Origin of the sequence: Azotobacter salinestris (assembly GCF_009363155.1) — a bacterium.
Classification (GTDB): domain Bacteria; phylum Pseudomonadota; class Gammaproteobacteria; order Pseudomonadales; family Pseudomonadaceae; genus Azotobacter; species Azotobacter salinestris.
Genome location: NZ_CP045303.1, coordinates 14434 through 40007 on the forward strand (window position 1 = coordinate 14434; position 25574 = coordinate 40007).

The 25574-nt window shown below is 63.4% G+C and carries 33 protein-coding genes and 4 pseudogenes; 16 read left to right on the top strand and 21 right to left on the bottom strand.

Annotated features, from left to right (window positions below; translation table 11 throughout):
• The first annotated feature begins 71 nt into the window (after positions 1-71).
• Positions 72-320, top strand: a complete 249-nt coding sequence (locus tag GCU53_RS23620; protein ID WP_152390048.1) for a DUF4160 domain-containing protein — start codon at positions 72-74, stop codon at positions 318-320.
• On the top strand, positions 307-726 hold the full coding sequence (locus GCU53_RS23625) for a DUF2442 domain-containing protein (protein ID WP_152390049.1): 420 nt from the start codon (positions 307-309) through the stop codon (positions 724-726). Before GCU53_RS23620 ends, GCU53_RS23625 begins: the two co-directional genes overlap by 14 nt.
• Positions 727-734: 8 nt before the next feature.
• Here the strand turns inward: GCU53_RS23625 and GCU53_RS23630 are convergent.
• Positions 735-1005 (bottom strand): annotated as a pseudogene (locus GCU53_RS23630) (tyrosine-type recombinase/integrase); the annotation flags it as partial.
• A gap of 147 nt (positions 1006-1152) precedes the next feature.
• Here GCU53_RS23630 and GCU53_RS23640 point away from each other — a divergent pair.
• Together GCU53_RS23640 and GCU53_RS23645 are read left to right on the top strand one after the other, a co-directional pair.
• The gene (locus tag GCU53_RS23640) at positions 1153-1698 is read left to right on the top strand and encodes a hypothetical protein (protein WP_152390050.1); all 546 of its coding nucleotides are present in this window, start codon (positions 1153-1155) and stop codon (positions 1696-1698) included.
• Positions 1691-4060 carry a TOTE conflict system archaeo-eukaryotic primase domain-containing protein gene (locus GCU53_RS23645; protein WP_152390051.1) on the top strand — a complete coding sequence of 790 codons (2370 nt, stop codon included), beginning with the start codon at positions 1691-1693 and terminating at the stop codon, positions 4058-4060. The genes GCU53_RS23640 and GCU53_RS23645 overlap by 8 nt, the downstream gene beginning before the upstream one ends.
• 290 nt (positions 4061-4350) lie before the next feature.
• On the opposite strand, the gene GCU53_RS23655 is transcribed toward GCU53_RS23645, so the two are convergent.
• The 4 genes from GCU53_RS23655 to GCU53_RS26640 all read right to left on the bottom strand — a co-directional run bounded on the left by GCU53_RS23655 (position 4351) and on the right by GCU53_RS26640 (position 6901).
• A complete protein-coding gene (locus GCU53_RS23655) occupies positions 4351-5328 on the bottom strand; it encodes a tyrosine-type recombinase/integrase (RefSeq protein WP_152390052.1) in 978 nt (325 codons plus the stop codon).
• Positions 5321-5578 (bottom strand): hypothetical protein, encoded by a 258-nt coding sequence (locus GCU53_RS23660; RefSeq protein WP_152390053.1) that lies wholly within the window; start codon positions 5576-5578, stop codon positions 5321-5323. The genes GCU53_RS23655 and GCU53_RS23660 overlap by 8 nt, the downstream gene beginning before the upstream one ends.
• A 132-nt stretch (positions 5579-5710) precedes the next feature.
• Entirely contained in the window at positions 5711-6739 is a 1029-nt protein-coding gene (locus GCU53_RS23665; RefSeq protein ID WP_425278158.1) for an IS5 family transposase, read from the bottom strand.
• Positions 6740-6775: 36 nt separating this feature from the next.
• Positions 6776-6901, bottom strand: coding sequence for a hypothetical protein (locus GCU53_RS26640; protein ID WP_280115889.1), 126 nt, complete (start codon positions 6899-6901; stop codon positions 6776-6778).
• A 2-nt stretch (positions 6902-6903) separates the two neighbouring features.
• Between GCU53_RS26640 and GCU53_RS23670 the strand changes: the two are divergent.
• From GCU53_RS23670 to GCU53_RS23680, 3 genes and pseudogenes are all read left to right on the top strand, one after another.
• Positions 6904-7020, top strand: a pseudogene (locus GCU53_RS23670) (IS5/IS1182 family transposase); the annotation flags it as partial.
• Between the two features lie 171 nt (positions 7021-7191).
• Positions 7192-7605 (top strand): hypothetical protein, encoded by a 414-nt coding sequence (locus GCU53_RS23675; RefSeq protein WP_152390054.1) that lies wholly within the window; start codon positions 7192-7194, stop codon positions 7603-7605.
• A 7-nt stretch (positions 7606-7612) separates the two neighbouring features.
• Positions 7613-8479 (top strand): annotated as a pseudogene (locus GCU53_RS23680) (IS4 family transposase); the annotation flags it as partial.
• A gap of 38 nt (positions 8480-8517) precedes the next feature.
• Here GCU53_RS23680 and GCU53_RS23685 read toward each other — a convergent pair.
• On the bottom strand, positions 8518-8826 hold the full coding sequence (locus GCU53_RS23685) for a hypothetical protein (RefSeq protein WP_152390055.1): 309 nt from the start codon (positions 8824-8826) through the stop codon (positions 8518-8520).
• A gap of 218 nt (positions 8827-9044) precedes the next feature.
• On the opposite strand from GCU53_RS23685, the gene GCU53_RS23690 reads away from it, so the two are divergent.
• The 4 genes from GCU53_RS23690 (at position 9045) to GCU53_RS23705 (ending at position 12235) form a co-directional block, all read left to right on the top strand.
• Positions 9045-9803: an IS5 family transposase gene (locus tag GCU53_RS23690; protein WP_152390056.1), complete on the top strand. Its 759-nt coding sequence runs from the start codon at positions 9045-9047 to the stop codon at positions 9801-9803.
• A 70-nt stretch (positions 9804-9873) separates the two neighbouring features.
• Complete coding sequence (locus GCU53_RS23695; RefSeq protein ID WP_152390057.1) at positions 9874-10296, top strand: DoxX family protein; 423 nt, start codon at positions 9874-9876, stop codon at positions 10294-10296.
• A 48-nt stretch (positions 10297-10344) separates the two neighbouring features.
• Complete coding sequence (locus GCU53_RS23700) at positions 10345-11073, top strand: pirin family protein (RefSeq protein WP_152390058.1); 729 nt, start codon at positions 10345-10347, stop codon at positions 11071-11073.
• Between the two features lie 326 nt (positions 11074-11399).
• A protein-coding gene (locus tag GCU53_RS23705) for an IS5 family transposase (protein ID WP_152390059.1) occupies positions 11400-12235 on the top strand; the annotation gives its coding sequence in 2 pieces (ribosomal slippage) (positions 11400-11772 and positions 11772-12235; 837 coding nt in all).
• 44 nt (positions 12236-12279) lie between these two features.
• On the opposite strand, the gene GCU53_RS23710 is transcribed toward GCU53_RS23705, so the two are convergent.
• On the bottom strand, positions 12280-13584 hold the full coding sequence (locus GCU53_RS23710) for an ATP-binding protein (RefSeq protein WP_152390060.1): 1305 nt from the start codon (positions 13582-13584) through the stop codon (positions 12280-12282).
• The gene (ompR, locus tag GCU53_RS23715; protein ID WP_152390061.1) at positions 13581-14315 is read right to left on the bottom strand and encodes an osmolarity response regulator transcription factor OmpR; all 735 of its coding nucleotides are present in this window, start codon (positions 14313-14315) and stop codon (positions 13581-13583) included. Before ompR ends, GCU53_RS23710 begins: the two co-directional genes overlap by 4 nt.
• Before the next feature lie 205 nt (positions 14316-14520).
• On the opposite strand from ompR, the gene GCU53_RS25610 reads away from it, so the two are divergent.
• Genes GCU53_RS25610 through GCU53_RS23725 form a run of 3 tightly spaced genes read left to right on the top strand, consistent with a single transcriptional unit; the run spans position 14521 to position 15855 of the window.
• Positions 14521-14667 (top strand): hypothetical protein, encoded by a 147-nt coding sequence (locus GCU53_RS25610; protein ID WP_167520121.1) that lies wholly within the window; start codon positions 14521-14523, stop codon positions 14665-14667.
• A 33-nt stretch (positions 14668-14700) separates the two neighbouring features.
• Complete coding sequence (locus GCU53_RS23720) at positions 14701-14994, top strand: EF-hand domain-containing protein (protein WP_244307275.1); 294 nt, start codon at positions 14701-14703, stop codon at positions 14992-14994.
• Between the two features lie 12 nt (positions 14995-15006).
• The gene (locus GCU53_RS23725; protein ID WP_152390062.1) at positions 15007-15855 is read left to right on the top strand and encodes a sterol desaturase family protein; all 849 of its coding nucleotides are present in this window, start codon (positions 15007-15009) and stop codon (positions 15853-15855) included.
• A gap of 349 nt (positions 15856-16204) precedes the next feature.
• On the opposite strand, the pseudogene GCU53_RS23730 reads toward GCU53_RS23725, so the two are convergent.
• The 7 genes and pseudogenes from GCU53_RS23730 to GCU53_RS23760 form a co-directional block, all read right to left on the bottom strand.
• A pseudogene (locus GCU53_RS23730) lies at positions 16205-17023 on the bottom strand (RNA-guided endonuclease InsQ/TnpB family protein); the annotation flags it as partial.
• Positions 17023-17292: a type II toxin-antitoxin system YafQ family toxin gene (locus GCU53_RS23735; protein WP_152390063.1), complete on the bottom strand. Its 270-nt coding sequence runs from the start codon at positions 17290-17292 to the stop codon at positions 17023-17025. The gene GCU53_RS23735 and the pseudogene GCU53_RS23730, both read right to left, overlap by 1 nt.
• A complete protein-coding gene (locus GCU53_RS23740) occupies positions 17279-17539 on the bottom strand; it encodes a type II toxin-antitoxin system RelB/DinJ family antitoxin (protein ID WP_152390064.1) in 261 nt (86 codons plus the stop codon). Before GCU53_RS23740 ends, GCU53_RS23735 begins: the two co-directional genes overlap by 14 nt.
• A 14-nt stretch (positions 17540-17553) precedes the next feature.
• On the bottom strand, positions 17554-17826 hold the full coding sequence (locus tag GCU53_RS23745) for a hypothetical protein (protein ID WP_152390065.1): 273 nt from the start codon (positions 17824-17826) through the stop codon (positions 17554-17556).
• A 14-nt stretch (positions 17827-17840) separates the two neighbouring features.
• Complete coding sequence (locus GCU53_RS23750) at positions 17841-18188, bottom strand: type II toxin-antitoxin system ChpB family toxin (RefSeq protein WP_131300956.1); 348 nt, start codon at positions 18186-18188, stop codon at positions 17841-17843.
• The gene (locus GCU53_RS23755; RefSeq protein WP_131300954.1) at positions 18185-18439 is read right to left on the bottom strand and encodes an AbrB/MazE/SpoVT family DNA-binding domain-containing protein; all 255 of its coding nucleotides are present in this window, start codon (positions 18437-18439) and stop codon (positions 18185-18187) included. The genes GCU53_RS23750 and GCU53_RS23755 overlap by 4 nt, the downstream gene beginning before the upstream one ends.
• A gap of 73 nt (positions 18440-18512) precedes the next feature.
• Positions 18513-18983 carry a site-specific integrase gene (locus GCU53_RS23760; protein ID WP_244307276.1) on the bottom strand — a complete coding sequence of 157 codons (471 nt, stop codon included), beginning with the start codon at positions 18981-18983 and terminating at the stop codon, positions 18513-18515.
• 72 nt (positions 18984-19055) lie between these two features.
• On the opposite strand from GCU53_RS23760, the gene GCU53_RS23765 reads away from it, so the two are divergent.
• Entirely contained in the window at positions 19056-20117 is a 1062-nt protein-coding gene (locus GCU53_RS23765; protein WP_152390066.1) for an RNA-guided endonuclease InsQ/TnpB family protein, read from the top strand.
• Here GCU53_RS23765 and GCU53_RS26320 read toward each other — a convergent pair.
• The 3 genes from GCU53_RS26320 to GCU53_RS23780 form a co-directional block, all read right to left on the bottom strand.
• Entirely contained in the window at positions 20114-20356 is a 243-nt protein-coding gene (locus GCU53_RS26320) for a site-specific integrase (RefSeq protein WP_244307277.1), read from the bottom strand. The genes GCU53_RS23765 and GCU53_RS26320 overlap by 4 nt on opposite strands.
• A gap of 175 nt (positions 20357-20531) precedes the next feature.
• Positions 20532-20969 carry an RES family NAD+ phosphorylase gene (locus GCU53_RS23775; RefSeq protein WP_152390067.1) on the bottom strand — a complete coding sequence of 146 codons (438 nt, stop codon included), beginning with the start codon at positions 20967-20969 and terminating at the stop codon, positions 20532-20534.
• Positions 20966-21415, bottom strand: coding sequence for an antitoxin Xre/MbcA/ParS toxin-binding domain-containing protein (locus GCU53_RS23780; RefSeq protein ID WP_152390068.1), 450 nt, complete (start codon positions 21413-21415; stop codon positions 20966-20968). Before GCU53_RS23780 ends, GCU53_RS23775 begins: the two co-directional genes overlap by 4 nt.
• A 216-nt stretch (positions 21416-21631) precedes the next feature.
• On the opposite strand from GCU53_RS23780, the gene GCU53_RS23785 reads away from it, so the two are divergent.
• Positions 21632-22120: a hypothetical protein gene (locus tag GCU53_RS23785; protein ID WP_152390069.1), complete on the top strand. Its 489-nt coding sequence runs from the start codon at positions 21632-21634 to the stop codon at positions 22118-22120.
• Between the two features lie 205 nt (positions 22121-22325).
• On the opposite strand, the gene GCU53_RS23790 is transcribed toward GCU53_RS23785, so the two are convergent.
• From GCU53_RS23790 to GCU53_RS23800, 3 genes are all read right to left on the bottom strand, one after another.
• Complete coding sequence (locus tag GCU53_RS23790) at positions 22326-23939, bottom strand: ABC-F family ATP-binding cassette domain-containing protein (RefSeq protein WP_152390070.1); 1614 nt, start codon at positions 23937-23939, stop codon at positions 22326-22328.
• Positions 23940-24567: 628 nt separating this feature from the next.
• Entirely contained in the window at positions 24568-24927 is a 360-nt protein-coding gene (locus tag GCU53_RS23795) for a helix-turn-helix domain-containing protein (protein WP_136888326.1), read from the bottom strand.
• A complete protein-coding gene (locus GCU53_RS23800; protein ID WP_136888327.1) occupies positions 24927-25229 on the bottom strand; it encodes a type II toxin-antitoxin system HigB family toxin in 303 nt (100 codons plus the stop codon). The genes GCU53_RS23795 and GCU53_RS23800 overlap by 1 nt, the downstream gene beginning before the upstream one ends.
• Positions 25230-25574: the final 345 nt, after the last annotated feature.

The following is a 25574-nucleotide window of genomic DNA, read 5'->3' on the forward strand; positions in this document are numbered from 1 at the left end:
AAAGCGGTACGCTGCCTCGATCGGCTTTCGGGAAAAACCCAAACGGTTAGGTTTTGTGCTATCTTGCGAACATGCCGACAGTCTTACGCTTCAACGGCCTGCGTGCCGTGATTTATCCGAACGATCACCGGCCGGCACACCTCCATGTCATCGGCAATGGTTGCGAGGCCGTATTCAACCTGCATTGCCCACAGGGTCCGCCTGAACTGCGTGAGAACTACGGTTTTTCGCAGAAGGATCTGGCGGGCATTCAAGCCAAGCTGGCGGAAGCGCTGCTTGTCGCCTGCAACGAGTGGGGGGCTATCCATGGTCAGCCATGACGAGTTTGAACAAGCCAATGCTCGGGCCGAAAAACGCAAGACGCAGGAGCCTTCTGCCGTCTTTGCGCGCTATGACAAGCGCATTCATCGCCTGGTTATCGGGCTGAGCAGCGGCATCGAGGTTGCCTTTCCGCCCCATTCGGCCGAAGGACTGGAAAGGGCGAAACCTGCCGATCTGGATCTTATCGAAATCAGCCCTTCAGGCCTTGGCCTGCACTTTCCGAAGCTGGATGCCGACCTCTATCTGCCAGCTCTTCTGGAGGGTTTCCTGGGAAGCCGGCAGTGGATGGCGGCGAAGCTCGGTAAGCACGGTGGGAGTGTAAAGAGTGCCGCCAAGACTGTGGCGGCCCAAAAGAATGGTCGTCTTGGCGGGCGACCGCGCAAGCCAGCGATTGCCGGCAACTGACCCCATCCTTTAATAGCGCACCTTGAATTCGGCCGGGTGTTGCGGCGGTCGTAGAGGCGGGTGGTGCTGATATTGGCACCACCCATGCCACTGCTGGAGCTTGGCGATGTCGGCCTCGTGCTCGAGGGCATTGGCGGCGTCGGTGGCGCGCAGGCCGTGAACGCCGAGGCCTTCGACGGTGATGCCGGCGGCCCTGGCGTAGGCGCCGGCAAAGATCCCGGCGCCGGTCCTTTTCCCGCGCAGCGGCAGGAACAGCGTCGCTTTGGGGTCCACGAGATGCGAGCAAGGTATCCGCCGAGATCATGCCGAGAGCGAGTTCGAAAAGTACCGCATCGTGCAGGAGCGCTTGTGCGAGAGCGACTTCGACCGGGCGATCAAACAGATTGAGGGTGGGAGCCCAGCCCGCGACGAGGGGGAATAACATCCATGGCCACCAAGAAAACCGCCCCGAGTTGGAGCGACGTTAAAGCCAAGCTGGCCGACTTCGACCGCGCCGGACTGATCGGGCTTATACAAGACCTGTACGCCGCCAACAAGGACAACCAGGCGTTCTTGCACGCGCGCTTCGCACTCGGCGGCGATGTGCTCAAGCCCTACAAAACGACTATAGCCCGCTGGCTGTGGCCTGATGTATTCAAGAACCAGGACACCTCGGTGGCCAAGGCCAAGAAAGCCATTTCGGACTACAAGAAGGCCATCGGCCCATCAGAGGGCTTGGCGGAGCTGATGGTGTTCTATTGCGAGCAAGCGGTCGGTTTCAGTAGCGACGTGGGCCTGCAGGACGAGGGCTATTTCAATGCGCTGGTGCTGATGTTTGAGCAAGCGCTGACGACCATCGCGACTTTGCCCGATGGGCAGCGACCAGCCCTTTGGGGGCGGCTGGATGAGGTGAGGCACACCAGTCACGATTTTGGTTATGGCGTCGGCGATGACATGGACGAATTGCTGACCGAGCACGGAGTCGATGGCTGAACAGGAGACGCTCGCAGCGGTGCAGGCCGAGAACGCTCGCCTGATCGCGCTGCTTGAATCACACGGCATCGAGTGGCGCCTTTCGCCGTCCCAGCCGGCTCCAGGGGTAGCAGCGCCGGAGCCGTCCAGGCTGTCCACTACTGAAAAGGTGACCCTGTTCCGGCGGCTGTTTCGCGGGCGCACGGATGTGTATCCGGTTCGCTGGGAAGGCAAAACCTCGGGCAAGTCAGGCTATGCGCCAGCCTGCGCCAACGAGTGGCGTGCCGGTGTGTGCGAGAAGCCCCGTATCAAGTGTGGTGACTGCGACAAGCGACTGCTGATCCCGCTGTCCGACGCGGTGATCTATGACCATCTGGCCGGTGCGCACACGGTCGGCGTCTATCCGCTGCTGGAGGACGACACCTGCTACTTTCTGGCGGTCGATTTCGATGAGGCCGACTGGAGAGATGACGCGCGTGCTTTCATGCAGTCCTGCGAGGAGCTGGGCGTGCCGGCTGCGCTGGAAATTTCCCGCTCCGGGCAAGGCGCGCACGCATGGGTATTCTTCGCCAGCCGCGTTTCTGCCCGCGATTCCCGGCGACTGGGTACGGCCATTATCAGTCACACCTGCACGCGCACCCGGCAACTGAAGCTGGAGTCCTACGACCGACTGTTCCCCAACCAGGACACGATGCCCAAAGGCGGCTTCGGCAACCTGATCGCACTGCCGCTGCAAAAGTGGCCCAGGGAGAGCGGCTTCAGTGTGTTCGTTGATGCCGATCTGCGCCCGCATCCTGACCAGTGGGCTTTCCTGGCGGCGATCCGGCCGATGCCTGCTCACGACATCGAGCCGACCATCCTGCGTGCCACCGGTGGCGTCCATCCCTTGGATGTCACCTTCATCGACGATGAGGACCTGGCTACGCCGTGGAAGCGCGAGAGCGCATCGCCCAAGAAACTATCCGGTGCGATGCCGCCATCGCTCACCGTGACGTTGGCGAACCTGATCTATTTCGAGAAGGCGCAACTCCCCCAAGCGCTGGCCAATCGCCTGATCCGGCTGGCCGCCTTCCAAAACCCCGAGTTCTACAAGGCCCAGGCCATGCGCATGTCGGTGTGGGACAAGCCGCGTGTCATTGGCAATGCTGAAAACTTCCCCCAACACATCGCTCTGCCTCGCGGCTGTCTTGATGCGGCAATGGACTTGCTGCGCGACAACAGCATCGCCTGCGATCTGCATGACGAGCGATTTGGCGGCGAGATCATCGATGTGGCCTTCGCTGGCACCTTGCGCCTTGACCAGGAAACTGCCGTTTCGGCCATGCTGCATCACGACACCGGGGTCCTGTGCGCGCCAACAGCATTCGGCAAGACCGTTACCGCCGCCGCGCTGATCGCTCGCCGGGGCGTGAACACCCTGGTGCTGGTGCACCGCACCGAGTTGTTGAAACAATGGCAAGAGCGCCTGCAAGTCTTTCTCGGCGTAGGCAAGGGCGTAGTCGGCACCATTGGTGGTGGCAAGGCCAAACCCACCGGGAAGATCGATATCGCTGTGATGCAGTCGGTATCCCGGCAGGGCGAGGTCAATCCGCTGGTTGAGCACTACGGGCAGGTGATCGTGGACGAGTGCCATCACGTTGGCGCCGTGTCATTCGATGCCATCCTGAAGCGAACCAAGGCGAGGTTCGTGCTCGGCCTTACGGCAACCCCGATTCGCCGCGATGGTCAACAACCGATCATCTTCATGCAGTGCGGGCCGATCCGGTACACAGCGGCTAAGCCGGCAGGTGCACCCCATGACTTGGAGGTGCTGCCGCGAACACGTTTCTCACGGATCGACTTGCCGCACGAGGCGGGCATCCAGGATGTGTTCCGGCATCTGGCCGATGACCAGGCCAGGACCGAAGCTATTGCCGCCGAAGTCCGTGACGCGTTTCAGCAGGGTCGCAAAGTGCTGGTGCTGACCGAGCGTACCGAACACCTCGACGCTATTCGGATTGCACTGGAAGAACAAATACCGGAGCTGTTTATGCTGCACGGCCGGATGTCCAAGAAACAGCGTGCAGCGCTGATCACGGCACTGGACGCCTTAGCGCCCGACGCGCCGCGCGTACTGCTGGCCACAGGCAAACTGGTCGGCGAAGGCTTTGACCATCCGCCCCTCGACACACTGGTGCTGGCGATGCCCGTCTCCTGGAAAGGCACGCTGCAGCAATACGCCGGTCGTCTGCATCGAGAGCACGCCTGCAAGACCGATGTGCGCATCATCGATTTCGTCGATACTGGGCATCCGGCACTGCTGCGGATGTGGGAGAAACGTCAGAGCGGGTACCGGGCGATGGGGTACCGCATGGGGATGGGAACCGACCAGTTGGACAGTTGACGAGTGCTTTCACCACATTGGTCGGCATGCTGTTGACACACTTGCCAACAGTCTGGAACAGACGCCCGGGCCGATCCTTGCGCCTGACCGTGCTGCATGTGCAAGCCCCTACGCCAGAACAAGTCGCTCGCATCGCTCAGTCAATCTACGGACGCATGCGTGCCGAGATACGGCACTGAACTGTCCGTGTGCCTGGGGGCAGTATTTCCAGTCCCCGATCTGTCGCAAGGCAAGGCCACGTGCATGCTGCGCTCCGGCGTCGGGCGCGAGCCTTTCCGTTGCCGGGTGGCTCAGTAGCGGACCTTGAACGTGGGCGAATCCTCCGCCCGCATGTGCCGGCGGTCGTAGAGCCGGGTGGTGCTGATGTTGGCGTGGCCCAGCCACTGCTGGACCTTGGCGATGTCTGCCTCGTGCTCGAGGGCGTTGGTGGCGGCAGTAGCGCGCAGGCCGTGGACGCCGAGACCCTCGACCGTGATGCCGGCGGCCCTGGCGTAGGCGCCGACCAGGGCATAGATGCCCTCGGCGGAGATCCCGGCGCCGGTCCTTTTCCCGCGCAGCGGCAGGAACAGCGGCGCTTTGGGGTCCACAAGGTGATGCCCCGAGGCCTCCAGGTAGCCATGGATCCGCTCGGCGGCGACCGGGTGCAGCGGCAGGTAACGCAGCTTGCCGCCCTTGCCGTGGACGCGCAGATGCTTGAGGCCGCGGCGGTCCTGGAGGTCGTGGACCGCCAGGCGGGCGGCCTCCTCGCGGCGCAGGCCGTGATAGAGCAGCACGGCGAGCAGCGCCCGGTCGCGGCGGCCCTTCAGGGTGGCGGGATCGGGGGCTTCGAGCAGGGCCCGCGCCTGGTGGTCGCCGAGAGCCGGGGTTTTGCCTTCGTTGCTTTCAATCCTGGGCCGTTTGACGCCATGCACCGGATTGCCGCCGGCGACGGCGTTGCACTCGAGCAGGTGGTCGAACAGGCTGGTGAGGGCGGCGAGCTTGCGGCGGAGGGTGGCGGCGGAGAGACCACGCTGCTCCAGGTGCTTGCGCCAGGCCAGCACGTGGGCGCGGGTGACGGCGCGAAACTGCTCCGGCGCCTGCAGGCCGATGAAGGCGCAGAAGTCGGCGAGGTCGCCCTGGTAGGCGCGGCGGGTGCGCGGGTTGTCGAGGTTGGCGAACCACTCGGCGGCGGCCGGCACCCGGGCCAGGTCCTGGAACTCGGCGGCGGTGAGGCGGCGTTCGGCCGGCGTGACGGGCGACAGGCCGGTTTCGGGGAGCGGCTTATACATGGCGGGGCGCCTGCGGCGCGGGCGGTTCCCCGAGGGGCAGCGCCTCGACCAGCGCCATGGCGGCATCGAAGGGCTCGCGGTCCAGTTCGCCGTCCGCGGGCCGGCCCTGGAGCCGGGCTTCCCGTTCCCGGTAGACGCCATCGCCGGGTAGCGGGCGGAGCCTCCGCGGCTCGAGCCGGGTAAAGACAGTGCCGGGCAGCCGATCCTGCAGGGTTTCGACATCGCGGCGGAGGCGTGCGGCGTTGTCCATCGGGGCACCTCTAAAAACACCCACCTGAGCTAGGTCGAGCAGTGACGAACCCAGCGCTTGGCATCCGTTGACCGGGTTGATGTCTCGCAGAAGATCCTGCTGCCGGTCGCGGTATGCAACCGGCGACCTGACTCAGGCCATTTCCAGCAGTCTCGACATCCGCTTGAGGTTGTAGACCGCCGATTTGACCACCAAACCGAACTCCGCCCGGACCAAGCCAATGCTCCGGACCCTCTTGCCGCCCATCTGGGCGAGGCTGGCAAATACATGCTCGACCCTGGCCCGGGGGCTGGCAATGCGTTTGTTCCGGGCCTTGCCCGGCTCTCCGATAGGCTTGCCGGCCTGGCCCTTGCGCTGGATATGCGGTCGCCAGCCGATCAGCTTGAGCCAGCGCTCTCTGGGCTTGTCGTGATAACCGCGATCCGCCCAGAAGTCACGGCTGCTGTTGTTTCGGTCGAGCACATCCACCAGGTGCAGGGTATCGGCCTCGCTGGCATCGCTCACCCGCACGCCGCGGATCAGCTTGTGCCGACGATCCACGCTGACCGACAGCTTGTAGCCGAAGTACGATTTGCCGTGCTTCTTCGTCCAGCGCGCCTCGACATCCTTTTGTCGGCGCTGGGCGGGTGACCACTCCACCGGCACAGCCTGCTCCTTCACCACGGCCTGCTCATCGGCTGTGTTGTGCTGGATGGGCGCGCGAACGATGCTGGCATCGATGATCTGCCCTTTGCGAGCCCGGAATCCGTGTGCCTGCAACTGACGCTGCACCTCGGCAAAGATCTGGTGCTCGACATTGGCCTTGACCAGGCGCTCGCGAAAGAGCCAGATCGTGTTGCGATCCGGCACTCGGCCGGCGTGCTTGAGACCGGCAAAACGCTGGAAGCTCATGCGGTCGAGCAACTGGAACTCCATCTGCTCGTCGGACAGGTTGAACAGTTGCTGGAGTACCAGCAGTCGCGTCATCTGCTCCGTTGGATAAGGCGGCCGGCCGCCCTTGGCCCTACTGGGCCTGGGAGCCCAGCGGTCGATTTCGGCGGCCAAGGATGCAAAGTCCACATGCTTGTTCAGTAGGGCCAGTGGGTCGCCCAAGCTGTCCAGCTTGGCTTCACGCTCCTGGTCGGCAAAAAGACTGAACATCAGCAGGCTCCGGGTGATCAACAGGCGGATGATCTTACCCGGCGGCCGGGCTGGTTTTTAGAGGTGCCCCTCGGTGACCATCGTCACCAGAGAGGCTTTTTCGAGGCTGCCGTTGCAGTAGTCGGCAGGCTGATCTTCGAGCCAGCGCAGCCGCTCGCGCAGGAGTTGCTGATGGGAGTTCATGACTACGCTTCCGTGGCCTGGCGAAGAAAGCAGCGCAAATGGTCACCTTGTTCGACCTGTCGAACCTGTGGATGGCGCGCCGGCATTTACTGGGCAGTGCAGGAGAGGTGCGCCTGTAATGCGGGAAATAGCTGCTGCGGGGAACTCGCGGCGGCTGAAAACGTAAGGAAAAGCGGATGATCTGAGCGTTTTGGGCTGATTTTCCGCCTTCAAAAATTGGCAAAGATTGAAGTCAGCCAGAATATGTGGCTATTTCAGAGCCCCCTAACTTATTCGGAGTTTCCATAATTATGAGCAGAATGTTTGCGGTTTTAATGATGATATTGTTTTCAGGTTGTGTATTTGCCTTTGATAATGAGAAGGACAAATCTATACGATTCGAGGAAACGCCGCTTAAAAATGCAGATATTCATTGCGATAATGATGATGACTTGCTTCCCGAGCGGAATGATTTCGAGTTAATTGATTATTCGGTTATGAGTAACGAGCAAGGCGAGCGTTTTGCGTTGGTAACGATTAAGAATAAATCGTCCGGTCAGCGTTTTTTTGTCAATAATGACCTGGTGGCCTTGCTTGGTAATTGTTCGAGGGTTCTGGCGCATGAGTTCGAGCCATATAGACTGAATGGTGGCGAGCAGATTACCAAACAGATTTATTTTGGTTTTCAAAGATATCCAATAGTTAAGCTTTTAATGGATAGGTAACTCGTAGCTGCGCGCCGCGATGCCGCTGGCCGGGCGCTCGTTGCCGGTCTGCGAAGTCGTCCACCCGCGCGAAGGCTGCCCGCGTTGCCAGCGGCGCCTGCTCGAGGCCCTGGCGGCGATGCTGCCGGCCGACTGCACGCCTATCCTGGTCACCGATGCGGGCTTCCGGCGGCCCTGGTTCCAGGCCGTCGAGGCGCAGGGCTGGCATTACGTCGGCCGCGTGCGCAACCGCGACCTGTGCCGGCTCGGCGAGCAGTCGTGGCAGCCGGTGAAAAGCCTGTATGCCCTGGCCTCGGCGTCGCCGAAACGGCTCGGTCGTCTCGAGATGACGCGCTCGGCGCCCTGGTCCACCCAGCTCTGCGCGGTGAAGCATCCATCGCGGGGGCGCAAGCACCGGCGCGTCACCGGACGCCTGGCCCGGGACAAACGCAGCCGGCAGAACGCCCGGCGCGAAAGCGAGCCCTGGCTGCTGGCCAGCAACCTGCCCGAGGCGCAGTGGAGTGCTGCGCAGATCGTGGCGATCTACAGGCGGCGCATGCAGGTCGAGGAAGGCTTCCGCGACCTGAAGAGCCATCGGCTGGGGATCGGTCTGGGGCTGCATCGCAGCCGCTGCCCGCGGCGCATCGAGATCCTGCTGCTGATCGCCGTGCTGGCCAACTACGCGCTGTGCCTACTGGGCCTGCAGGCGCGGGAGGCGGGGCACGAACGGTATTTCCAGAGCAACAGCCTCAAGGACCGGCACGTGTTGTCGCTGTGGCGGCTGGGGCTGGAGTATGCACGCCGTTACGCGGGAGACCTTTCCCGGGAGAAGCTACGGAATCTGGAGCAGGCCCTGCGGCGGGAGGTCCACCGGCAAGCGCTGGAGCTGGGGTGATTTTGTGGGGATCACTCAGTGTCCGAGCGCAGTGAAGGTCATTTGTTGGAAGCCACTGCCAACCAATCGGAGCGCTCGTAAGCAACACTGTTGGCCAAGTCGATAACCTTGATTGTCGATCTATCTACGCCGGTATAAATAACGAAGTAAAACGTATCGGAGAAAGCCATCGCGATTTCCCGGACCTCTTCGACGACGAGAAAATCTCCCCGGAGCAGCGGGTCGACGAGCTGAACCTGCTCTATGTGGCGGCCACCCGGGCCAAGCAGCACCTGGTCGTCAATGGCATCGTTCAGGCTATTGTCCGGCTGGTGTATTCCAAAGCAAAGAAGGCAGGGATGCCACAAGGTGGCGTCATGAGTGAAGCGCCTGCGTGAAGCAAGGCTGAGCGATGGCCGGCAGCCTGCCGGGGGAGATGCAGGAGACGCCCGAGGCCACTGGTCATCGAGCGGGCTAATTGTCTCTTCTGAGTGGACGATATTGCGCTTTTCAGCCTCTTAATCAAATCGTGAGGAGACACTAGGTTCTGTTGACGCAAGCCCAGTGCTAAAACTGGGCTTTTGCCATGACTGACAGAAGCCGTCTGAGCGATACCGACTGGTCCCGTATCCAAAGTCTGCTGAGCGCCACGAAGGGGATCCGGCTGACCCGTACTCTCGGCTGTCGCCGCTTTGTCGAGGCGGTGCTCTGGATACTACGCAGCGGCGCTCAATGGCGGATGCTGCCTCGTTGCCTCGGCTCATGGAACAGCGTTTTCAAACGCTTCACCCGCTGGTGCCGGCTCGGCGTCTGGGACCGGCTTCACTCGGTACTGGCTCGGGACGCTGACCTTCAGCACGTCTGCATCGACAGCTCCGTCGTGCGTGCCCATGCCTGTGCAGCCGGGGCGGCCAGCAGTACTGCGGCCCAGGAGGCACTGGGGCGTTCGCGAGGAGGCTTCAGCAGCAAGATCCATGTGTTGACCGATGCGCTGGGGTTACCGATTCGCTTCATCCTGACGGAAGGCCAAGCGGCCGATATCAGCCAGGCGATCCCACTCATGGCGGGGATCGTCACGTCGGCACTGCTGGCCGACAAGGGCTATGACGCCAACCAGCTTCTGGCCTGGCTGAAGGAGCGCCAGATCCAGGCCGTCATTCCCGCCAGACGGAACCGCATCGAGCAACGCTCCTGCGACTGGCATCTCTACAAGGAGCGGCACGTGATCGAGTGCCTGTTCGGCAAGCTGAAGCACTACCGGCGGATCACCACTCGCTATGAGAAGAGGGCCAGCCATTTCAAGGGAATGCTGGCTTTTGCGGCTGTTTTGCTATGGCTGCGCTGATACGTCAACAGAACCTAGTCTGTGCTCATGGTGCTGAACAAGGCACCCCCACCGACCCGGAGACACGGACATGACCCTTTCGACCCACACCGCCACCCACACCGCCACCGCCTTCGCCGGCCGCGCCCTGCTGAGCTCGCTGTTCATCGTCAGCGGCCTGGGCAAGGCCGCCGCCCCGGCCGCCACCCTCGGCTACATCGGCAGCACCGGTATGCCCTTCCCCACCCTGGCTCTGGCGGCCGCGCTGCTGATCGAGCTGGGCTTCGCCGCGGCGCTGCTGGTCGGCTACCGCACCCGCCTGGTCGCCACCGTAATGGCCGGCTTCACCGTGGCGACGGCCCTGGCCTTCCACAACCAGTTCGGCGACCAAAACCAGTTCATCCACTTCCTGAAGAACCTGGCGATCGCCGGGGGCCTGCTGCAGGTGGCCGCCTTCGGTGCCGGCGCCCTGAGCCTGGATGCCTACCGCAGCCGTCGCCTCGCCCACGCCTGAAGCTTCCCGCCCGGCTCCGGCCGGGCCGTCCCTACCGAGGAATCCGCCATGCACACCCACGAACTGCGCCGCTCCAGCGAGCGCGGCCAGGCCGACCACGGCTGGCTGCAATCCCGCCACAGCTTTTCCTTCGCCGCCTACCACGATCCCGAGCAGATCGGCTTCTCCGACCTGCTGGTGATCAACGACGACCGCGTTGCTGCCGGGCAGGGCTTCGGCCGGCATCCACACCGGGACATGGAAATCCTCTCCTACGTGCTCGACGGCGCCCTGGAACACCAGGACAGCCTGGGCAACGGCTCGCTGATCCGCCCGGGCGACATCCAGCTGATGAGCGCCGGCACCGGCATCGCCCACAGCGAGTACAACGCCTCGCCCCGCGAGCCGGTGCACTTCCTGCAGATCTGGATCGTCCCGGCCGTCCGGGGCGTGACGCCGGGCTATCAACAACAGCGCTTCGCCGCCGAGGACAAGCGCGGCCGGCTGCAGCTGATCCTCTCGCCGGACGGCGAGCGGGGCTCGCTGCGCCTCCACCAGGACGCCAGGGTCTACGCCGGGCTGTTCGACGGCGCGGAGCGGGCCAGCCTGGAACTCGGCGGGCAGCGCCACGCCTACGTGCATCTGGCACGCGGCGTGCTGAGCGTCAACGGCCAGCGCCTGGAGGCCGGCGACGGCCTGCGCGTCCGCCACGCCGAGCGGCTGGAGTTCGCCGATGGCGAACGGGCCGAGGTGCTGGTCTTCGACCTGCGCCCCAACGAACGGCCGCGAATGGCGTGAACGGTGAGCTTGAGCTCTTTACTTCGTCTTTCAGGCCACCTTCCTTTCAGTTCAATTCACCAGGGATATTCCAGGCTATTGCCGGCCGGCCACTTGTCGCGGCAGCGGGGCCGCTGGTAGCGGTGAGACTTCTGGAATCTCGCCGCCGCGTCCACGACGCCCAACTCGGCCGGCAGGCCGCAGGCAGGCTGCCCATCCGCGCGCACGATATGTGCGCGTGGGCCGTTTTAGAAAGTGCTGCTGCCGCACCACTTAGAGCCTATCCCGATAGGGGCTAACCTGGTTGTATAGCGATCAGGCATTGCAATTGAAAAGGAGGGGCAATCATGGGCCTGGTTACCAAAGACGACGGTTGGCGAATACCGGATGAGCTATGGGCACAGATACAACCCATGCTTCCTGTTCACAAAACCAACCACCCGCTGGGCTGCCATCGCCGACGCACCGATGACCGGGTGGCAATGAACGCCATTTTGTTCGTCCTGCGTACCGGCTGCCAATGGAATGCCCTCAACGCGACCGGCATCTGTTCAAGCAGCGCCACCCATCGTCGTTTTCTGGAGTGGGTGGAGGCCGGTGTATTCGAGCAGTTCTGGAAAGGCGCCTTGCGTGACTATGACGCCACCCGTCAAATCGACTGGTCATGGCTGTCGATGGATGGCGCCATGACCAAGGCACCGCTGGCTGGCTCAAAAAAACGGGTGCCAACCCGACGGATCGCGGCAAACAAGGTGTCAAGCGCAGCCTTTTGACCGATGCCCGGGGCATTCCCCTGGCCGTAACCATCGACGGGGCCAACCGTCATGACATGAAGCTGGTACGTCCGACGCTCGAATCCCTTGCGGCCAGACGGCCCCCGCCCACGAAAAGCGCCCCTCAGGGAATGTGCCTGGACAAAGGCTATGACTACGACGAGGTTCTAGCATTGGTCGAGGCGTTTGGCTTTACGGCGCACATCCGCGGTCGTGGCGAAGAAGCCAGAGCGATCAGGCAGGAGGCTGGTTTCAAGGCTCGACGCTGGGTAGTGGAGCGTACCCATAGCTGGCTGAACCGATTTCGTCGGATTCTGGTTCGCTGGGAAAAGCGTGACGACACCTATTGGGCGATGCTGCATTTCGCCTTGGGGATCATCACGTGGCGTGCTACCCACCTATCGGGATAGGCTCTTAGTCATGGTTTCCATGCTTTTTCAGGCCCCAGCCCGGATCAGCCGTTTCGCAGGGGCAGACTGATCCTTGCCCGTAGCCCCGGACCAGGCTGGTCGGAGAGTTCCAGGCTACCGCCGTGCTCGCGGGCGATGCGTTCAACGATGGCCAGACCCAGGCCGGCGCCCGCCGTCCCGCCGCGGGCGCTCTCGCCACGGCGGAAGGCCTGCTTCAGCTCGTCGCCGGACACGCCGCCAAGGCCTGCACCGCTGTCGATCACCTCGAGCCAGGCGCTGTCGCCGTCCGTGCCGCTGCGCAGGCGTACCGGTGGGCGGCCGTGGCGCCAGGCGTTCTCCAGCAGGTTGGTCAGCGCCCGGCGCAGCGCCGCCGGGCGCTGCCGGAGCGGCAGCGGCGCGCCCAGCTCCAGGTGCAGCGGCTGGCCGTGGTCGGCGTAGGCGTCCGCCGCCTCTCGGGCCAGTGCGTCGAGTTCGCCCACGACCGACGGCTCGTCGCGGCTGTCGCGGGCGAAATCCAGGAATTGTCCGATGATGGTGTCCATCTCCGCGATGCTGCGCCGCAGGCTGGCGGTCACTTCGGGCTCGTCGCGACCACCGAGGATCTCCACGCCCAGGCTCAGCTTGGCCAGCGGCGTGCGCAGGTCGTGGGAGAGGCCCGCCAGCATCAGGGTGCGCTCGCGCTCGTTGCGCGCCAGGCTGTCGCGCAGGCGGTTGAAGCTGCGGCTGAGGCTGGCGGTTTCCTCCGGCCCATCCTCCGTCAGAGGTTCCGGTTCGCCGCCCCGGCCAAGGCATTCGGCGGCCTGCACCACGCGCGCCAGGGGGCGGTTCAGCCGGCGCTGGATCACCAGGGCACCGGCCAGCGCCAGCAGCCCGGCACACAGCGAGGCCAGCAGCCAGGTACCGGTGAACAGGCGCTCCGGCAGGATGCCGGGCAGCGCCAGCCAGAGCGCCTCGCCTTCCCGGCGCAGGCCCAGTACGGGGCCGCCGCCCTCGCGCAGCCAGCGCAGCTCAAGGCCATCGCCGGCCAGGCGCGCGGCCAGGCGGCGGGCGAAGTCGCGCTCCAGTGGCAGCAGCGGAGCAGGCAGCGCGATGTCGTCGGCGACGTCCCGTCCGCCCAGCACCTGGCGGTTGAACTGCGCGACGAAGGCCTCGCGCTGCGCCGGCGGCAGGCTCGACAGGCTGGCGCGAAGAGCCGTGGCATTGCGCACCGCACCGGTGGCGATCAGTTCCAGGCGCGGCTCGACGATCAGCCGGCGGACCAGCAGGGCGCTGCCCAGTTGGCCGAGCAGGATCAGCAGGGCAATCAGCAGCAGGCTGCGGCCGAACAGGCTGTGCGGCAGCAGCCTCATGGCTGGCGCTCCGCTCGGCCGTCGGGCACGAACACGTAGCCCAGTCCCCAGACCGTCTGGATATAGCGCGGCTGTGCCGGGTCCTCCTCGATCGCCCGGCGCAGGCGCATGACCTGCACGTCGATGCTGCGGTCGCTGGCCTCGTGGTCGCGGCCATGGCTCAGCTCGATCAGCCGGTCGCGGCCGAGGGGGCGTTTGGGGTGCCGGGCCAGGCCCTGCAGCAGAGCGAACTCGCCGCTGGTCAGGGGGATGTCCTGGCCGTCGCGCTCCAGGCGGCGTTCGCCAAGGTGCAGGCTGAAGGGGCCGAAGTCGATCCGCCCGTCGCCCGGCAGCGGGCCCGTGTGGGCGCCGAGCATGCGCTGGCGGCGGATCAGCGCCTCGATGCGCGCCTGCAGCTCGCGCGGGTTGAAGGGCTTGGGCAGGTAGTCGTCGGCGCCCATCTCCAGGCCGATGATGCGATCCAGCGGATCGCCGCGGGCGGTGAGCATGACGATCGGAATGGTCTCGCCCTGCGCGCGCAGGCGCCGGCAGAGGGACAGGCCGTCCTCGCCGGGCATCATCACATCGAGTACCAGCACGTCGAAGCGCTCGCGGCCGAGCAGGCGCTCCAACTGCTGCCCACCGTCCAGGGCACGGACTGCATAGCCCTGGTCGCTGAGATAGCGCTGCAGCAAAGCGCGCAGGTCGTGTTCGTCGTCGACCACCAGAATTCTCGCCAGGGGCTCGCCCATTTCCTCTCTCCCGTCGGTTCCGCCATGAGGGTGACGCAGGAGCCGCCCACGGCGTGGCGGGAATCCATGACAAAGGGTTACAGAAGCGCCTGCCGCTCACCGATTGTCATGCATTGCCCGGCGCCGGCAATGGTTCGCTCATGGCTCCCGCCGATAGTGACTTCCGCCGCCAGACGACGGCATCCAGCCAAGAGGAGTCCATCCCATGAAATCCCTGTCACCCATCTTCGCCGCCCTGCTTGCCCTGTCCGCCGACCTGGCGTTCGCCGACGCCCAGGCCGGGGAGCGCCACGTGGTCCGCACGAACGGCCAGGACGCCAGCGGCACCAGCATCGCCTGCCCCTCGCGCTGACTTCCTTCCAGAGCCTTTCACAGGAGAAACGCCATGCGCACCCCTTTCACCCCCTTCATTCTCGTCTGCACCCTGCTCGCCACGGCCGGCACCGCTCTCGCCGAGCCGGCCCGCGGCGAACGCCTACAGGCTGAACTGCAGCAACGCTTCGCCCGCGCCGACAGCAATGGCGACGGCCGGCTGACTGCCGAAGAGGCCAAGGCCGGCATGCCCTTCGTCGCCCGCCACTTCGCGGCGATCGACGCCGAAGGGCAGGGCTCGGTCGGCCTGGAGCAGGTCAGGGCCTTTGCCCAGGCGCAGATAGCCGGGCGCCAGGGCGCCCAGTAGGGAGGAACCGCCATGTCCACCGAAACGATACGTGACGCCTTCGGGCTCCATGCCCTGCCCTGGCTCGGGGTGGTGCTCCTGGCCTTGGTCGGCATCGCCTGCGTCGAAGGCCTGGTCCGTTCCCTGTGGCGGCCGGGCTCCTACGACTGGCGGGCCAGCGCCGCCTCTATGGCCGACGCGCTGATCCGCCGCGGCGTGGATGCCCTGGGCCTGTCGCTGGCGGCGCCGGCGTACCTCTGGGCCTACCAGCACCGCCTGCAGACTCTGGAGCTGTCCACCCCGGCGGCCTTCGTCCTGCTGTTCCTCGGCCAGGAGTTCCTCTACTACTGGTACCACCGCGCGGCGCACCGGGTGCGCTGGTTCTGGGCCAGCCATTCGGTGCACCACTCGCCCAACCAGCTGAACCTGGCCGCCGCCCTGCGCCTGGGCTGGACCGGCAAGCTGACCGGCAGCGGACTGTTCTTCGTCCCCCTGGTCTGGCTGGGCTTTCCACCCCTGGCGGTGACGGCCGCGGTGGCGCTCAACCTGATCTACCAGTTCTGGGTGCATGCGCCTTGGATGCCCCGGCTCGGCCCGCTGGAATGGGTGCTCAACACGCCCACCCACCACAAGGTGCACCACGCCAGCAACCGGGAATATCTGGACTGCAACTACGGCGGCGTGCTGATCGTCTTCGATCGGCTGTTCGGCACCTTCGTCGAACACCGTCCGGAGATCCCCATCCGCTACGGCCTCACCAGGCCGCTGCACAGCTACAACCCGCTGCGCATCGCCCTGCACGGCTGGCTGGAGCTGGGCCGCGACCTGCTGCGGGCGCGGGGTCCGCGCGCTCGCCTGAAGGTGCTGGTGGGGCGGCCCTGAGGCGGACTGCCAGGCACTGGGCCGGCAATGCCACAGGCCTCACCCGGCAGGGCGAGGCCTGGTTCGACCGAGGGCGCCGTTATGGGCGCTGCCCGGATACCACCTCTTGCCGCGCTTCCCCGGCCGTCCGCTCATCGAAGCGGTCGTCATCCAACAATCCCCTTCCCCCGCCAATGACGCAGTGCTCCGAGTCGATCACGGGTCAGCGCCCGCGCTCTTTGCGCGCCTGGAAGAAATTGATCACGTTCTCTGGGAGCGGCTTGGCAGCGCGCGGTTTGCGTGGCTTGCTGGGTGTCCGCGACTTCGCTTCCGTCTCCGGATAGGGGGCCAGCTTACCGTTCTGTCAGACCTATCCAAAGCTACCCATAGGTAGCTTTTTGCTAACTTCCTGCTTCGACGGGGCCGGTTTCACCCTGGCGTTGCCGCCAGGGCCAGCGCCTTCCCCTCCACAGGCTGACACCGTGGAACTCACGGCGTAATGCTTCAGATTGATTGCCGCGTTGCCGTCCCGGTCGTGCCGGGTCTGGCAGTCTGGGCACACCCAGGTACGCACCGCCAACGGCAGGCTCTCCCGCACCTGCCCGCAGCACGAGCAGGTCTTGCTGCTGGCGAACCAGCGATCCGCCACCACCACCTCGCCGCCGCGCATCTCGCTCTTGTAGTCGAGCTGGCGGCGGAACTCGAAGAACCCCATGTCCGCGATGGAGCGTGCCAGACGGCGGTTCTTCATCATCCCGGCCACGTTCAAGTCCTCGATCCCGATCACCGGGAATCGACGGGTCAGGCCCGTGGTGAGCTGGTGCAAAGCATCCTGGCGGATGTTGGCGATCCGGGCGTGCAGCCTTGCCAGTCGGGCGCGGGCCTTCTTGCTGTTGGCCGAGCCTTTCTGCTTGCGGCTCAGGCTGCGGGACAGCCGGCGCAGGCGCTTGAGCAGGGCGGCATGCGCCTTCGGCCCGGTGATCACCTCGCCCGTCGAGAGCGTGGCCAGGGCGGACACCCCCAGATCCACACCAACCGCGCCTTGGTTTTCGGCGTTGGGCAGGTGGGTCAGGTCTTGGGTATCCACGGTGATGCTGGCGAACCAGCGGTCGGCCACGCGGGAAATCGTGGCCGAGAGGATCTTGCCGGAGAAGCGCAACGCCTCCCGCATCCGCACCCAGCCGAGGCTCAGAGCCCCAGCTCGCTGTGCGAGCCGAGGCGAACCAGTTGCAGGGTTTCGTCGCCCGGCTTCCGGTACAGCAGCACCAGGTCCGGCTTGATGTGGCAATCGCGATGGTCCGCCCAGTTGCCGGACAGGGCATGGTCGCGGTGCTTCGGCTCCAGCGGTCGGTCCTTCGCCAGGACCTCGATGACCGGCAGCAGATCCTGCTCCAGCGGGCCTTTCACTTCGCGCTTCAGGTCGCGCTTGAACTGCCCAGTTTGCTTAATCGTCCGCACGAATCGCCGCCCGCAGCTCGTCCAGGGTCACGGTTTCGAGATTCCCCTCGCGTGCTTCGCGAGCGGCCGCAATGGTTTCAAGCGACGGCTCCAGCGGCGCGAACGGCAAACGCCCTTCTTCGGCGACACGCACCAGCATCAACTTGATGGCGTCCGACATGGTTAGGCCCATGGATTCGAGCACAATGGTAGCTTCATGTTTGATGCGCTCATCGACGCGAGCGCGGACAGTCGTTTCGGTGGCCATAGCGATTTCCTTGATCAATCCAGATAACGGCGAGCAATCATTGCAACTACCACATAGACAGGCATCCACGAGAATGCGCCTGCTACACGGCTTACGGCTTCCTGTGTAGCCACAGGAAGCACAACCGAGCTGTCACCTCTTAAACCGATCAACCCCAGAGCATCAAGTGGGGAGACGTTAATGATGCCTGCAAGGTAGAGAAACGGCGGCAGTGCCAATATGCACAACATCACCGTAAGGAAGCGCGGCTTACTTTTTGGTGCGATGTCTTCTAAGTTTTGATCCATGATTGTTTTCCTCGTTACTCAAATAGCGCCTGGACTCGGGCCAGCGCATCCTCAATAACCACTTCGGGCACCGACTCCACCCGCTTGGCCCCGCGAGCCTCAAGATCAACAGAACGAATCTGGTTGGTCAGGATCACACCCTGCGTCTCTGTCCCTGCTCCGCTCAGCGTGACCGCGAACCCTGCATATCGCGCATGGTCGCCGCCTTGTGTGATCGGCGCGATCACGGCCAAGCCGGTTGCGTTGTACGCCGCTGGCGTGAGGATCAAGGCCGGACGAAAATCGCCCTGCTGCTCACGACCCGCCGTTGGGTTCAGGTTCAGGCGGACAATATCGCCTCGACCGTACTTGGCTCGCCTCACGCTTCACGCCCCACTGGCTGCATCGAGTTCCAGGCTGCCAGTTCTGCCGGTTCCGGCGCGTTCAGGTCGCATTGCGCCATCAGGTCAGCCAGCTTGTAGCGCGGCTTGGCCCTCGCCGGCTTCAAGGTGATCGCCTCGCCAGTCACATCGAGGCTGAGCACGTCGCCACTGGCGAGGCTCATTTGCTTGAGGACCGTCGCCGGCAAGCGAATCGCCGCACTATTACCCCATTGCTGAATCTTGACTTCCATAAGCCACCTCCAAACGTTGATACATTGTATATACTTACACAGAGAACGCAAACAAAATGTAGAAACTACGTATCTACAATGCCAGCTCAAAGGCCTGGCGTACAGTCTCAGGATCAACGGTCAGATATGGCTTGCTGTGATCAAGGCATTGGCGCCCCAAGATGGTCTGCACAGTCTCTACGTCGCCGGTCGCAGCAAGCACCCTGGCAGCCAGCGAGCGCCGGCCGCTGTGCGAGCTGCCCTGCTTGATACCGGCCTGCCGGTAGAGCCTGCTGATCGTCTGCTGGAGGGCGTCGCAAGCCCGGTAGACCTCGGGGCCGCTCTCCAGCTCGCGGTGCTTGAATGCCAGCTCGAACGACTGGCCCTTGTGGGTCAGCACCAGCTTGGAGTCGGGGCGCAGACCTCGATACTCCGCCCCGCCGCAGACACCCCAGCTCCTCTCCAGGCGAACGGCAATCCACGCCTCGATGGCCACGAGGCACTTCGCATGGGTTAGGTACACGTTGCGCGGCCGGCAGCCCTTCGTGATCAAGAAGCGCGGCATACCCCGTACTTTTAGTGCGGGGAAGGATAGCGCGGACGGCGTAGCCGTCCCTTCTTGGGGTAAAATGCCGGCATGAAGCAGACCAAGACCCTGCAAGTTCGCGTTCGAGACAAGCATGCTCCGCTGCTGCGCCAGATGGCCCGCAGCGTCAACTTCGTCTGGAATTACCTGAACGAACTGAGCCAGCGCTCGATTCGCGAGCGCGGGGTCTTTCTGTCCGCCTATGACATGCACCCCTACACCAAGGGTGCCGGCAAGGATCTCGGTCTGCACAGCCACACTTTGCAATGCGTGGCTGCCGAGTACGTCACCCGGCGCAGGCAGTTCAAGAAGGTCCGGCTGAATTGGCGAAAGTCTGGCGGTGCCCGTCGCTCCCTCGGCTGGATTCCGGTCAACACCGGAGCGGCAAGCTGGAAGAACGGGCAGGTCTACCACAACGGGCACTACTTCAAGGTCTGGGACAGCTACGGCTTGGGCCGGTACAGGTTCCGCTCGGGCAGCTTCAGCGAGGATGCGCGGGGCCGCTGGTACTTCAACGTCGCCGTGGAGATAGAGGCTGAGCTTTCGCCAGGGCAAGGGGCGGTCGGCATCGACCTGGGCCTCAAGGACGTGGCGACCTGCAGCGATGGCATGAAGTTGGAGAACGGCCGCTTCTACCGCGACCTGGAGGCGAAGCTGGCAATTGCCCAACGCGCCGGCAAGAAGGTCCGCACCAGGGCGATCCATGCCAAGATCGCCAACCGCCGCAAGGACGCCTTGCATAAATTCAGCCGGCAACTGGTGAACCGGTACGGCGAAATCCACGTGGGGGATGTGTCGTCCACGAAACTCGTGAAGACCCGGATGGCCAAGTCGGTGCTCGACGCCGGCTGGGGCCAGTTGAAGACGATGCTGGAATACAAGTGCGCACACGCAGGCATCGTCTTCAAGGTGGTCGACGAGCGCTACACCACCCAAACCTGTTCGAGTTGCGGCGCTCTGCCCGATTCGCGGCCGAAAGGTATCGCAGGACTTGGAATGAGGGAATGGACCTGCAGTGAGTGCGGTGTCGCTCACGACCGCGACGTGAACGCGGCCAGGAATATTCTCGCGGCCGGGCATGGCCGTCCAGCAGTGGGAATCCCCGCCCTTTAGGGCGGGGAGGATGTCAACTCTGCCCGCAGGTAGACCTCTGGCCGGATCATCCCGCTCGGGTAGAGCACATCGGCCACTTCGAGCAATGCCAGCTCGGTCACTCGGATGCCAGTTGTGTGGGTGATCCAGAGCAGCATCACGTCGCGCTCGGGCATGCGCCCGGTGACGGAGGCGACACGGACGAGATGGCGAAACTGACCAGGGCGAAGGGATGCAGCGCGGCGGGTGGCGGTGGCCATGTAGGACTCTCTGTCAGAATTGGACGGGGATCGAGGTCGATCCTGAGAGAGTCGGCGGCGGGCCTCCTGAACATCATACAGCTAGGCCCGGCGCGATGTTCACGGAAACTCCCGCCGGCGCCTCGCCTTCGCCAAGGCCCTGCCAGGAGGGCGTGTACGCGAGGCTCAGCAGCGCCTAGATGAGGCGGGAATCGAGGGGGAATTTCTCTACCTGAATGCTCGCCCCGCTGGCCTCGGGATGCACCGGGTTGAACAGGTAGTTGGTCGTGCAGGGGATAATGGCGCTCGGCACCGGAAGCAGCAGAGCGCTTCGCCCATCCAGGAAGCGATCCCCCATGGCGCGCGTGACTTCTGGGGCAGACTTCCAGTGCTCCGGAAGCGGCGGAAGCTCGGCCCGCGAAACCGGGTCCGGAAGCTCGATGCGGATCAATTGGAGCGTTGTGGGGAAGTCCTCGGGGTCGATTTCCAGGTGGACAAGCACCTCCAGCATTGCCCCGGCCGGGCTGTCCGCCGCATAGACGACCGGCCTGCCAAGGTGGTGCCACCGGCCACTGGCGCGCAGGCCGCCGACTCCGCTGAGATCGGCGTAGGCGCTGATCCGCCACAGAATCACAGGGCCAGACCTTCGGCGATTTGCAGCAGCATTTCCTCCACCTGGCTGGTGCCCTGCTGGGTGGTGAGCATCTGCATGGGCGTCAGGCCGGAAAACCGCTCCTTGGGCTTGGAGAGCCAGCGTTTGGCCTTCTCGCGGTCACCGAAAACAGCCTCGGCCATTGCCGTGATATGGGCAGCGCGAAAAAACCGGTCGCTTTCCTCCACGGTCAGCGGCTGGTCTCGCTCGATGCGGCTCTTGAGGGTGCGCAGGGGGATGATCTGGTCGCGCTCCAGCGGCGTGACCACCCCGGCCTCGGTCAGCTGCACCAGGCGGGTCGCAGGAAAGCCCTTGGTGATCCGGGTGTGGATCTCGAAGTCGGTTGCCGACTCCGGGATGTCCAGCAGGCTTTGAAGGCGCGCCCGGTAGGCGGTGTAGCCATGGTCACGCAGGACTTCAGCAAGCATGGGGGGAGCCTCCTATTCGGTGTTTACCGGATTGTATCCGGCATTTACCGAAAGAAACAACAGCCCCATCTGCCATACCATCCCGAGGCGATTTTGCCTGCTGGGAATGAGCGCCAGCAGAGCTCTTGCCGACGGCACAACCGACATGCTCTCGAGCACTGAGCGGCTTGGGTTGCTGCGCCTGGGGCGTAATCTGGGCACAAACACGGAGGCCCTATGCCCATTACCCTCGACCAACTCACCCAAGCCGTAGCCAGCGAAAGCCTTGAAGCTGCCTGTTGGCGCCAGCCGCGCGTCATCGCCCATATCCTGCGCTCTTGCGCCGAGGGCCATCCTTTCCGCGACTTCGCCCACGGCACGCTCGATGCCGTGCTCGAACTTCCCGAGGGAAAATTCTCGCTGCGGATTCGCTGGGAGGCCGAAGGACAATCGCAGGCCGAGCACGGCTGGATATGCCGCGAGGCCCTGCACATGAACGGCGGCGGCATCTTCTCCGACGTACCCATTCTCGACGAGGGCGGAGCCCCGCTGGCCGCCGATGCGGACGAGCTGGCGGGCCTCGCCTACGAGTTCTTCTCCTACCAGGACATCGAGTCAGCCATTACGCCGGTACTGCCGGTGCGCCCGGAGCCAAAGTCTGCACCGGGCCCGGATGCCGATCTATTCAGGCCTTGGCATGGCCGGCGCAAAAGGTACGGGCGATGAGCAGACCACCCACGCCCTACCTGCTGCGACGGCACAGGGCCGCCTGAACCCAGCCAGGGTGGCAAGGGTCTCCAGCAGGTCTTTACTGCTCGGGTGGGTGGGGCAAAGAAAGGAGGTCGGGAAGCATGCCGTCTAGCGACTCCTGGGCCGGCACTTGCTGCAGAGGGTCACCTCCGCAGCGACACGCCGGATATTGCTCGGTAATTCACCACAACTCCAGCCGCCAGCCCTCCAAAGTCGCCACCAGTCGATCTGTCAGAGAAAGATTGTTCAGAAAGGTGTCATCGTGCGAAACCACTAATATCGCGCCTTGATAGCCGCGCAGCATGGATTCCAGGGCTTGAACCGAAGGCAGATCAAGATGATTACTGGGTTCGTCCAGCAACAAGAGTTGAGCTGGTGGATCGGCGTAGAGCACGCAGGCCAAGGCCGCTTTCAGGCGCTCACCGCCGCTGAGCGAGCCGCTCGGAGCGGTTATCTTTTGCGCATCCAGGCCCAATTGCGCCAGTCGTGTCCGCAACACGTCCTCTCCTGCGGTGCTGTTGGCTGCCAGTATCTGTTCAATGGTTGACCGCTGCGGCACCAAGTCGGCCAGTTGCTGGTCGAGATAGGCACTTTTGACATACACGTTGCAGCGGCCAGACACCGGTGGAAACTGACCGGCCAGCAGTTTGAGCAAGGTGGATTTGCCGCAGCCGTTCGGGCCGACGACGCCTATACGCTGCTGGCCGCTCAATGTCAGGCTGATCTTTCGCAGGGCGGGCGGTACGAAGGGGAGTTCTACTTCATCCAGTGCCGCCACTCGGCGTTGCGGTGCCTGGGTGACAGGAAGCGTATGCAGCGTGATCTGGGCATCATCTTCCACCTGCTGTGCGGCATCGCGCACGCGCTGGGACAGTTGCTCCCGCAAGGCCGTTTGCTGCTGTCGCAACTTGCCTGCCGAGCCTTCGCTGCGCTCCTTCTGGCGATCAAGCAGGATCTTCGCCTGGTTGGCCTCGCGTCCGTGCCGGTTGCCACGCGCCTGTCGGCGTTCCTGCCGTTCACACTGTTCGCGCAGAGACTGTTCTTCGCGCTTGCGTTCGAGCTTGCGCTGTTCGAGCTGCTGAATGGCGCTCTCACGCTCCAGGGCTTTGCATTGCGCATAGAACGAGTAGCCGCCACCGTAGTTGCGCAGCCCTAGCGGCGACAACTCCACGATGCGGGCCATCACCTCCAGCAGTTGCCGGTCATGGCTGACCACCAGCAGGCCATTCGGCCAGCGCTGCAATTGCTCGATCAGTGCCTGGCGGTTCGGACGGTCGAGATGGTTGCTGGGCTCGTCGAGAATCAGAAAATCGGCGTCCGAGAGAACGGCTCCAATCAAGGCGACACGCATGGCCTCGCCGCCGCTGAGGGTGCTCGCCGGAGTCTGGGGATTCAGATGCCCTAATCCATTTCGCACCAACTCATGCTGCAGGCGCTGACGAACATCCCAACAATCACCCACGGCATCAAAATCAACCTGCGCCGTGCTACCGGCCTCGATGCGCTCCAGCGCATTCAATGTGGCCTGTACACCCGCTAGGCTGGCGACGGAGACATGATTCAGGCGGGAAACCTGCTGGGACAGGTAATGCACTGTGCCAGAGCGCAAACAGCGTCCAGTGGAGGGTTCCAGCTCCCCGGCCAAGATGCGCGCCAGCACGGTTTTGCCGATGCCATTGCGCCCAACCAAGCCAGTGGGCTGTTGGTCGAATTGCTCGGTGAGATTGGAGAAAAGCGTTCTGCCATCGGACAGAACGTAGGAAAGGCTGTCCAGCGCCAGATAAGGATTCATCATGCGTCATTCCAAGGATGCCAAGATCTCCCCCTGCTTGTAGGGGTAGGTAGAGACAGGCCGTCATACAGACGGTGGCATCAAAGGCGCATTGGATGAATACCTCGTGAGTTTTGGCGATTGGCGTCGAGTATAGAAAATCGTTTGAGACAGATGCAAACAGAGCATGCGAGGCCGTGCCAACGTTGGAATGCTATCGACCGATGGCTCTATTCAGATGGCGGCAAAAGACCGCTCTTGGTCGACTCTGTTGAAAAACGGATTTGCGGTAGGCATGTTGCGGCGAACCGGTTGGGGACTCGGCACCACGCCTGTGCGCACGCCCTCCACATCGATTCAGGATGAAACTCAATTTTCATCCCACAACTGATCGCTGCGGATCTTCTTCCCTTCCAGGGCAGCGATGGCCATTGCCTCGAAGAAGGCAGGCGCCCCGGTGCGGTGGGTGCGGCCGGAAAGGCGAAGTCAGGCCACGCACTGCCCGCACGCAGCCTCAATGCCAGCGGAAAAATTCGCTCTCACCCGCTGCCGGCCGTTCAGATGCAGGGGGCACGAACTCGCGCGATTGCGATGGATGATCCTCCCCTGATGCATTCCATGCAGATTTTTCGGGTATTAGGGAAAAGTGCTGTCAGGCAGCACCAGCCAGCAGGCTTTCATAGGGAATGCGCAGCCCATCATGAAGGCGCTTTATCATTGCCAGGCTCAATTTGCGCTTTCGGTTCAATACTTCGGAAACCCTACCGCTAGAACCGATATACGGCTCTAGGTCGCTAGGGGTCAGCCCCTGCTGATCCATGCGGAATTTGATGGCCTCGATGGGGTCAGACGGCGGGATCGGATAATGCTCGTCCTCATATTTCTCGATCAGTACCGCCAGCACCTCCAGTTCATCGCCCTCCGGGGTACCGATTTCGGCACCCCACAGTTGCTCCATGCGTGCAAAGGCGGCGGCCAAGTCTTCCTCGGAACGAATCGGCTTGATATTCATCACACTGTCTCCGCGTTGATCTGGTCGTACTGGGCATGAGTGCCTACGAATCTCACGAACCCAAGCTGTCGTTCGTAGTCGATTGCCAAGATCACCCGATATTTGTTACCTGCAATATTAAAAACCACACGGCCGCCTTTCAGGATGCTTGCTGTACGTAGCTCTGCCTTGACCTCCTGCGGCGTGTGGTAAGTGGCTTTCTCCATGTGCCGATACCACTCCACCAGAGGTGTCATGGCGTCTGCATAAGCCGGGCTGCTTTCCCAGAAAGCGCGCAATGTACCTCGCGCAATAATTCTCACCGCCATGCACCTCCCAATTTGGGAGAAAGTCTAGCCAGCCAGCTTGGCAGTGGCAACAACAGGATTTCCCGAATACCCGATTTTTCCTGCTGGGGATATTACTGCGCGGCTGGATTGGGCAGGGAAGGGGGTCGGGAAACATACCGTCTAGTGATCCTTGAACTGAGGGCTTGCCGCGCTTCTCCTGCGGGCAGTAGGTGAGCTGGCTGGGGCATGGGGAAGCGGCGTCCAGCGGGGGAGCCTAGCTCATAGCGTGAGCTAGGGGTAGCTCAGCAGGTGAGCTTTCCAAATAAAAAAATCCTTCAAAATCAACGAACTGAATTTCGTCTCTTCTCATGATCTTGG

Coding starts and splice junctions, on each gene's coding strand:
- GCU53_RS23620 (WP_152390048.1), top strand. CDS start 72: ATGCCGACAGTCTTACGCTTCAACGGCCTGCGTGCCGTGATTTATCCG.
- GCU53_RS23625 (WP_152390049.1), top strand. CDS start 307: ATGGTCAGCCATGACGAGTTTGAACAAGCCAATGCTCGGGCCGAAAAA.
- GCU53_RS23640 (WP_152390050.1), top strand. CDS start 1,153: ATGGCCACCAAGAAAACCGCCCCGAGTTGGAGCGACGTTAAAGCCAAG.
- GCU53_RS23645 (WP_152390051.1), top strand. CDS start 1,691: ATGGCTGAACAGGAGACGCTCGCAGCGGTGCAGGCCGAGAACGCTCGC.
- GCU53_RS23655 (WP_152390052.1), bottom strand. CDS start 5,328: ATGTATAAGCCGCTCCCCGAAACCGGCCTGTCGCCCGTCACGCCGGCC.
- GCU53_RS23660 (WP_152390053.1), bottom strand. CDS start 5,578: ATGGACAACGCCGCACGCCTCCGCCGCGATGTCGAAACCCTGCAGGAT.
- GCU53_RS26640 (WP_280115889.1), bottom strand. CDS start 6,901: ATGAACTCCCATCAGCAACTCCTGCGCGAGCGGCTGCGCTGGCTCGAA.
- GCU53_RS23675 (WP_152390054.1), top strand. CDS start 7,192: ATGAGCAGAATGTTTGCGGTTTTAATGATGATATTGTTTTCAGGTTGT.
- GCU53_RS23690 (WP_152390056.1), top strand. CDS start 9,045: ATGACTGACAGAAGCCGTCTGAGCGATACCGACTGGTCCCGTATCCAA.
- GCU53_RS23695 (WP_152390057.1), top strand. CDS start 9,874: ATGACCCTTTCGACCCACACCGCCACCCACACCGCCACCGCCTTCGCC.
- GCU53_RS23700 (WP_152390058.1), top strand. CDS start 10,345: ATGCACACCCACGAACTGCGCCGCTCCAGCGAGCGCGGCCAGGCCGAC.
- GCU53_RS23710 (WP_152390060.1), bottom strand. CDS start 13,584: ATGAGGCTGCTGCCGCACAGCCTGTTCGGCCGCAGCCTGCTGCTGATT.
- ompR (WP_152390061.1), bottom strand. CDS start 14,315: ATGGGCGAGCCCCTGGCGAGAATTCTGGTGGTCGACGACGAACACGAC.
- GCU53_RS25610 (WP_167520121.1), top strand. CDS start 14,521: ATGAAATCCCTGTCACCCATCTTCGCCGCCCTGCTTGCCCTGTCCGCC.
- GCU53_RS23720 (WP_244307275.1), top strand. CDS start 14,701: ATGCGCACCCCTTTCACCCCCTTCATTCTCGTCTGCACCCTGCTCGCC.
- GCU53_RS23725 (WP_152390062.1), top strand. CDS start 15,007: ATGTCCACCGAAACGATACGTGACGCCTTCGGGCTCCATGCCCTGCCC.
- GCU53_RS23740 (WP_152390064.1), bottom strand. CDS start 17,539: ATGGCCACCGAAACGACTGTCCGCGCTCGCGTCGATGAGCGCATCAAA.
- GCU53_RS23745 (WP_152390065.1), bottom strand. CDS start 17,826: ATGGATCAAAACTTAGAAGACATCGCACCAAAAAGTAAGCCGCGCTTC.
- GCU53_RS23755 (WP_131300954.1), bottom strand. CDS start 18,439: ATGGAAGTCAAGATTCAGCAATGGGGTAATAGTGCGGCGATTCGCTTG.
- GCU53_RS23760 (WP_244307276.1), bottom strand. CDS start 18,983: ATGCCGCGCTTCTTGATCACGAAGGGCTGCCGGCCGCGCAACGTGTAC.
- GCU53_RS23765 (WP_152390066.1), top strand. CDS start 19,056: ATGAAGCAGACCAAGACCCTGCAAGTTCGCGTTCGAGACAAGCATGCT.
- GCU53_RS26320 (WP_244307277.1), bottom strand. CDS start 20,356: ATGGCCACCGCCACCCGCCGCGCTGCATCCCTTCGCCCTGGTCAGTTT.
- GCU53_RS23780 (WP_152390068.1), bottom strand. CDS start 21,415: ATGCTTGCTGAAGTCCTGCGTGACCATGGCTACACCGCCTACCGGGCG.
- GCU53_RS23785 (WP_152390069.1), top strand. CDS start 21,632: ATGCCCATTACCCTCGACCAACTCACCCAAGCCGTAGCCAGCGAAAGC.
- GCU53_RS23790 (WP_152390070.1), bottom strand. CDS start 23,939: ATGATGAATCCTTATCTGGCGCTGGACAGCCTTTCCTACGTTCTGTCC.
- GCU53_RS23795 (WP_136888326.1), bottom strand. CDS start 24,927: ATGAATATCAAGCCGATTCGTTCCGAGGAAGACTTGGCCGCCGCCTTT.